4 protein-coding genes and 1 pseudogene are annotated in these 6,072 nt (G+C 35.2%); all 5 read right to left on the bottom strand.

The window, feature by feature from the left end:
* Nucleotides 1-494: 494 nt before the first annotated feature.
* Nucleotides 495-1,106, bottom strand: a complete 612-nt coding sequence (locus tag SPADD19_RS00025; protein ID WP_061454867.1) for a Fic/DOC family protein — start codon at nucleotides 1,104-1,106, stop codon at nucleotides 495-497.
* The gene (locus tag SPADD19_RS00020) at nucleotides 1,099-1,287 is read right to left on the bottom strand and encodes a hypothetical protein (RefSeq protein ID WP_014713950.1); all 189 of its coding nucleotides are present in this window, start codon (nucleotides 1,285-1,287) and stop codon (nucleotides 1,099-1,101) included. The genes SPADD19_RS00025 and SPADD19_RS00020 overlap by 8 nt, the downstream gene beginning before the upstream one ends.
* A gap of 407 nt (nucleotides 1,288-1,694) precedes the next feature.
* Nucleotides 1,695-2,327 (bottom strand): ABC transporter ATP-binding protein, encoded by a 633-nt coding sequence (locus SPADD19_RS00015; protein ID WP_023919434.1) that lies wholly within the window; start codon nucleotides 2,325-2,327, stop codon nucleotides 1,695-1,697.
* A gap of 1 nt (nucleotide 2,328) precedes the next feature.
* Nucleotides 2,329-4,344 carry a bacteriocin-associated integral membrane family protein gene (locus tag SPADD19_RS00010; RefSeq protein ID WP_061454866.1) on the bottom strand — a complete coding sequence of 672 codons (2,016 nt, stop codon included), beginning with the start codon at nucleotides 4,342-4,344 and terminating at the stop codon, nucleotides 2,329-2,331.
* Between the two features lie 102 nt (nucleotides 4,345-4,446).
* Nucleotides 4,447-4,743 (bottom strand): annotated as a pseudogene (locus SPADD19_RS00005) (lactococcin 972 family bacteriocin).
* Nucleotides 4,744-6,072 lie beyond the last annotated feature (1,329 nt).

The following is a 6,072-nucleotide window of genomic DNA, read 5'->3' as shown; positions in this document are numbered from 1 at the left end:
AAGGAATTAGATACTGTATAGTTAATCTTGACATTATAGTTTTTCTGAAACGTTAAATAACCTGTAAGGCTGATAGTGATATTAATACTATCAGCCTTATAATTTTTTCATGGTATCTCAAATAACTATACTGATTTTGTTTCCCGTTCTAATTTGGTAACATTTTGATTTCTTGTATTATCAAGTATATTGATAAAATTCTCTAATCTCCTAACCTTATATTCGTAATCATCTATCCATTTAGTCATAAATCTTTGATTTTCTTAGGAATGATATTAGGATAGCAAGGATAATTTAGAAAAATTATCACATAAATTGATATAATATGTATTGAATAATAATAGTTGCAGCCATTTTATGACAAGAAAAAAGCTTCTGAAATGTTAGATTTCAGAAGCTTTTTGTCTATCTATTATGATTTAAACCTTGGTAAGTTATAATTTTCTGTGATATTTAGGATATTTAAAAACATAGAAGTATTTTTGTAGACTAATTTACAATTTTTCCAGTATTTTACCAAGTAGTTCTTCTAACTTTCCTAAATCTCCATAGACTGTTCCGTCCATATAAAGATTGTAAACCTCGTCATCTTGCTCCACACGTATTTGTGCAGAGTATCCTTTTGATAATGCTAAGGAACGAATGACTTCTCGTTGAGTTCGTCCATTCCCTTCTCGGAAGGGATGGAAATAATTAAGATTATCAAGAATTTTTGCTAATTGTTTAATAATCTCATCTTTTGAATTAGCAGTTTGATAATAGGTATGAATAAGGCGGTTTATATATGATTGGGCAGTACTGAAAGATTGTATTGACATAAAAGGATTCCCATTTTTTGAGATATTCACCTTGCGATATTGTCCCGCCCAAGCATAGACATCTTGAAATAAATATTTATGAATGGCTAAAATATCACTAATGGAGTAGACTTTAATGACTTTCAAGCGCAAGTCTGCAAGCCTTCTAGTAACGAATAAATGCTCATTCCGATAGGCTTCTTCAATATTTGTAATATTTTGTTTGTTGATTAAGACTGTAGAATTTGGATAGGTATATTGATGATTGGGGTCAATGTACTCATATCCTTCGTATTGATTTTTAACCAATATTCAATTCCTTTCGTCTGTTGATAACATAAGTTTTTAAATCAATCACATCTTGAACAGTAGGTTCATAATTTTCAATCATCGATGACCCAATAGCATACCAGACAGTATCAAAATCCGAAAAGTTATCAAAGGGAATCCCTAAAATTGTTAATTCTTCTTTATTTACATCAAGAGTCATGGCACACCTCCTTATATAGAGTTATCCTTATTATACCATAAAATCGGTATTTTCACCTAAAGGATAGAGACCAAAAGATATATGTAAGCGTATAGATTAATACTTATGAAACGGTTGTAGGAGGAAAATCTCTCCTACACTATTATTGATTCTGAGAGAAAATTGCAAAATCTTATCTACCAAACTTTCAATTATTAAGATTTTTTGCAATTTATCTGAATTAGAATCGCAAGGCTTCTCAATAATATAATTGTCGAATTTTTTCATTCTAACTTCCTCTCCACTATTTCTTCCTTTATCAAGAAAAAGTGAGCTCAATATTAATAAAGTACAATTCTAAATTAACTCCAATTATTGATTCATGATAATATTTCAGTAACTCATCGTGCAATTAAAAACAAGGATTTTTATTTCAAACGATCCATCGTGATCACTTCATCAGCCATCTCCCAAATTGCCGGATTATGTGTTGCGATAATGATTAGCCTATTATCATCTCGAAGAGATAGCAAAATCTCCATAATCAACTGAGAGTTTGCTGGGTCTATTGAAGCTGTTGGCTCATCTGCCAGAATAAGGGGTGGATTCTTTAAGATAACTTTTGCCAAGGCAACCCGTTGCGATTCTCCGCCCGATAACTCAAAGATGCGCTTATCTAAGTCAAGATAAGCCAGGCCGACCTGTTCTAAAGCCTGCTTCTGCCTCAACCGCTGTTCCGACCGACTCAACTTTTGACCAATGAGACCTAGCTTAAGGTTTTCTTCAATACTTTGGTTTTCAATTAAGCCAAAGTTCTGGAAGAGGTAGCCCAATTCGTGACGGAAAAAATCACTCGATTTATATTTGGCCAAGTCTTTACCTCGGTAAAAAATCGTCCCATCATAAGATTCTAATTTCCCAATCATGTTCATCAAGGTTGTTTTTCCGCTACCACTTGAACCAATTAAGGCATAGACTTTTCCAGCCTCAAATGTCATTGAAAGATTCGAAAATAACTCTCGTTCTCCAAAAGATTTACTCACCTGTTTAAGTTCAATCATATTAACCTCCCTTCAAAACAAGCATGGACATCTTGTTTTCTTTCTGCATTTGGACATGTAACTGTAAAAGAGATAGACCAGTAAAGAGTAACAAGACTAAGAAAGCAACTACTATCTCTACCTGAAGAAATACACTCGCAACAAATCCCAGTAAAAACACACCCAGTTGAGCAAAGAGATAAGTGCGATGGATTTCTAAGAACCTGAGACCTGCAATGCGTTTGATAAAAATGGCACGTCTAAATTCTTCGAAGTAGAGCCTATTCATAGTGTTAAACAACAAGATTGAAGTTGCAATCCCAAGCACAGCTCCTGCTAGCATTACCCAAAGTTCCCTCTGGATATTATCCAATAATGTGATGTAGTTGTGGTAATCTGTTTGCATTTCTGAGACCCAATTTTCAATGCCTTGTCTCTGGATAAGCTCCTGGGCATCAGACAATTGATTAAAGAGAACGTAGTTCTGTACTGCGTCTACCCAAAAGAAAATGGACTGTGGACCAGTTGATTGGGGTGTTATAACAATGATGATTGGATCTTTCAAAAACTGCTGGTAAGAAATAGGGGTCGTATTATACACAAATCGATCCTGACCTGATTCCAAATAACCAACCGTAGCAGTCATTTGCTGTCGTTCATCTTGACTAGACATGCGACTGGTTAAGTCGTCTTCAAAAACAGATTTATAATGTTCTTCCTCTGAACGGAGGTGTTCAGGCAGCAATAAGACAAACTCCCCTACATCAAGGTGATTCATCTTTTGCTCAATAGTTGTATCTACAGGAATATTTTGACGCTCCAAGTATTGCGGTGTGACGATAAGGACATTGCCATTCGGGCTGTAATCGTGCCATTCTGTAGAGGTTGTCAAGTTTTTTGAGGAAGCCATGCCATTTTGCAAAGTACGGTCAATTAACTGGTGTCTAGATAAGAAAGCCTTTTGTTCTGAAACAGCCAGATCCATCAATTGATACCAAGTTCTGAGTTTCCTTTGAGCCTGTTCATCAAAACCAGGACTCGTTCCGTCACGGCTGATTGATAGGATAATCAGTTGCCTTTCCTGACTCCAAACCTCTTGTCCAATCCGATGCTGTTGCCAGGCTTGGGAATACTTTAAGCTACTCCCTATTCCCAGCGTTACAATAATAATCGCTAATAGTTGACCGATTAAAATCAAACTAATGATTCCTCTGACAGGCACTTGCCCTTTTATAATCTGCATCAGGTGTATCTTTTTTATTCCAACTGCGAAGAGTTGAGCGAAAAACAGGGAGATCGACAACAAGATGAGATTATAACTGAGCAAGCCTTCTCCTATGGTCATTAGGGATTGCGTTGGAAGCGACAGAATTTTTTGCATAAAAATGGCGAGCACGCCAGCTAAACTGAAACCAAAAGCTATCCCTTTCAAATCCTCACCAACTGGTCTAAGGAAAATGGACCACCGTTTCTCTCCTGAAATGAGGCGAATGCCCGACGACCGTAATTGGCTAATTTGACTAATTAAAGTCAGTGCTCCAAAGGTTAAGATGAAAATCAATAAACTGATTAACTGAAATCCGTTACTAAAGATAGCCATTAACGTAGATAGTTTAGATGGAATTGTCAGGTGCATGTTAGTCAAGCCAAGTTGACTTAGCTCCTCCCTTAGCAAGTGAATATCTAGGTTTCCATCGAATACAAAATAGTTTGTTTCAACACTACTACTTTGAGCATCTTCTAGATTTTTTTCCTGTAGCCCATCAGGCAACTTTCCGTTCCCAAAGGTCGTATAAGAAAACACTGGAGTACCTTCTGAGTTAAGATCTTGGTGTTGAATCGCAATAAAGCTATCCGTTTCTTCTGCTAGTTTTTCCAAGCGTGTAGCAACATGCTGAAAAGTTGTTTCAGGGGAAGAATCACGTACAACAACGTTGGGGTAATAATGGGAGACATATGTATCAGTCCAAATGGTAAATACCCAAACAAAGAACAAACTAGCAAGCAGGTTGGATATGAGTATAAATAATTTTTTCATAGTGCATTCCTTATTCTAAAATAGAGGGCAGAAATACCCCTGCCCCCTATAAACTAACAAGCTTACTAAACTATTGATAAAAGAATCTTCTTCAATTATTCTTTACCATCCCGCATCAAATGTAACTTGCTCCCCAAAATTTGTATTAACAAACGCATAGGCCGCACTATGTTCTCCTGCATAAACTGTTTTTTCATTTTTACGTCCACTACTTCCAACATAGGCCCAGTGATACCGTGAACCATGATAATAATTCGAATATGCTCCCCAATTATTTGGATCATGATGGCCTCAATAGTTCCACTCGCCACCACGGTGAGAAAATGCCAAAACAGGAGAAGCCAAACTAAATGCCAAAACGGCAAGGGATGATGCAACTACTTTTCTAATTTTTAACATATTATTACTCCTCTGAATGAAATATTATGAAAATGAGCGAAATGCAACTACACATTTTAATTAGGAATCTCAGTCTGAATTATAGTATCCTATTTTTTCCTCCTTTCTAACTGCACGTTCCTTTCTACAGACAGAGACTTAATTTTATAAACCAATCTTAAATACTTTAGATTTTGTAACTCATAATTTTCAACAGTTGGTTAGCTATGAAAGCATTTTATCCGTTACCATAACACGGATCTCCTTTAATTAAACTAATGAGAATATCTAAAACTAAAAGTCATACCTGTACTTGTAGGATTATAATGATCTAAGGTCATCAAAGTGTTAAATTCTCAAACCAACTTCTACCGTCAATAAACGTGGAAGTTAATTTGTCAAAACAATGCTATTAAAAAATAAAAGGGAAAACTTTTTTGTTAAATAAGGTTATCGTTACTATTAACCACATATAGTTTTTAGCCAATCAACCAAATGTGGTCTAAGGAATGGGATTAAGAATAGACCTACAATGATACCTAAAATAAATATTAGAAACATTTTTTTGAAGCTTCTTTTGTTCATCTATGGACACCTCCCTGAATGGTCGATTACGACTCCAGGACATGTGTACGGACCACTTTTGGGAATTACAACTTGTCTTGCGCCGTTTCTTACTTGTTGTAAAATATAATTGTGAATATTACGTAATCCCCAAGCAACTCATTCCGAAGGCGCTTTTCCTGTCACATACGTTATTGTTCCATCTATAACCCAACCAACAAAAATTCCTCCAAAAAAGATTGCTGTAGCGCCTGTAGCGCTACGGTCTTCTGTTTTTATTAGAGCACTTTTATTGTTAGGAATTATTTCATTTGCACTTACCGTTAAAGTAAGTAGGGGAGAGCTAGTGTAGAATAGTGTAGATAATAGCGATAAAAAAGTAATTATTTTAATTATTTTTTTATAGTTACCCTCCTAATGTTATTTTGTACAGTGGGATGCTATATAGAAAAACGAGTTTCCTTACTTAAATTAATTGAGTTTTCCCTATGTTTTTCAAATCTATTTTGTATCCTCTTGAAACGAAAAACCAATCTTCAGATACAGTATTTTATTAGATAGCAAAGTTCTAATACTAACAAATCTGTCCTCTAGTTATCTCCTTTCAATTAATGGAATCCCCACCATCGCCAAATATCTAACAAATTGAAGAGTGGGAGTGATGCTATAAAGAATAAATAAATAGTGATTTTTTCACGTTTTCCACCTCTTTCTTTAATATATATGATATACTAAGCATATATCGAAATGTAAAAATGTCACATATATACACATAATTAGAGGTGG

Origin of the sequence: Streptococcus parasanguinis, from assembly GCF_001578955.1 — a bacterium.
GTDB classification, from domain to species: domain Bacteria; phylum Bacillota; class Bacilli; order Lactobacillales; family Streptococcaceae; genus Streptococcus; species Streptococcus parasanguinis_U.
This window is presented reverse-complemented; position numbering and strand designations above follow the sequence as displayed.

Coding starts and splice junctions, on each gene's coding strand:
- SPADD19_RS00020 (WP_014713950.1), bottom strand. CDS start 1,287: ATGACTCTTGATGTAAATAAAGAAGAATTAACAATTTTAGGGATTCCC.
- SPADD19_RS00015 (WP_023919434.1), bottom strand. CDS start 2,327: ATGATTGAACTTAAACAGGTGAGTAAATCTTTTGGAGAACGAGAGTTA.
- SPADD19_RS00010 (WP_061454866.1), bottom strand. CDS start 4,344: ATGAAAAAATTATTTATACTCATATCCAACCTGCTTGCTAGTTTGTTC.